The sequence below is a fragment of the Massilia sp. TWP1-3-3 genome, from assembly GCF_049897805.1.
GTDB lineage: Bacteria > Pseudomonadota > Gammaproteobacteria > Burkholderiales > Burkholderiaceae_D > Telluria_A.
Genome location: NZ_JAFCWX010000119.1, coordinates 1 through 962 on the forward strand (window position 1 = coordinate 1; position 962 = coordinate 962).

1 protein-coding gene is annotated in these 962 nt (G+C 67.4%); it reads right to left on the reverse strand.

Going from position 1 to position 962, the window contains the following annotated elements; all coding sequences use genetic code 11:
• A partial coding sequence (locus tag ACP7D4_RS28110; RefSeq protein ID WP_426212726.1) for a DDE-type integrase/transposase/recombinase occupies window positions 1–962 on the reverse strand: 962 nt, incomplete at both ends.

A 962-nucleotide genomic window follows, 5' to 3' on the forward strand; every position in this document is an offset into this window, starting at 1 on the left:
CCGGACAGCTCGTACGGCACTTCAAACCGGGCGCCCAGGTACGACACTGTGCCGTCCTTGCGCACATAGCGCTTGATACGGTGATGGAACATGGCGTCGAGCTGGGCCGCGAACTGGCCCAGCGGCCGGATCTTCGCCAGATCCTGCTGGTAGCGCGCCAGCGGCGTCAGGCCGGCCAGGCCTTCGTGCGGCGTATGGTGGTAGACGCATTCGAGCCAGGCCCAGAGCCGTGCGTTCAGGTCGGCCAGGTCGCCGATGCGGGCGGCATCGAGTTCGCTGAGGAACTGGTCGCGCACGGTGCGGTGCCAGCGTTCGATCTTGCCCTTGCCGGCCGGCTGGTACGGGCGACAGTAGATGAGGTGGATGCCCAGCCGCGCGCACAGTGCCTGCAGTGTGCCGGCCTTGTAGGCGGCGCCGTTGTCGACGACGAGCTTGATCGGCCGGCCACGCTTGAGCAGCGCTTGCTTGAGCACCCCCTCGATATCGAGCGCCGTCTCGCCCAGGCAGAATGCGCTGTGCGTGACCAGGCGCGAAGCATCGTCGAACAGCGACACCAGATAGACCTTGCGCGGCGTGCCCTCGACGCTGACGCGCGGCCCGTGCATGACGTCGCCGTACCAGATCGCGCCGGCCGACTCGGCCACGAAGCTGCGCTTCTCCTCGGGCTGGCTGGACGAACCACTCATGCGCGCTATGCCGTGATTGGCCAGCAGGCGGTGGATCGCCGAGCGCGACAGGCTGTCCGTGGCCGCTTGGCCGCTCGTTTGCAGCAGTTGCCGGATCTGACGAATCGAGCGGCGCGGATTGTCGCGCTTGGCCGCGACGATAGCTTCTTGCAGGGCCGGCGCGATCTTGGAGCGGCCGCGGTCAACGCGCGTCTTGGGCGCCAGGCCGGCTATGCCTTCGCGCCGGTACTTGTAGAGCCAGCTTTCTATAGTCTTCTCGCCCAGGTAGGTGCGGCG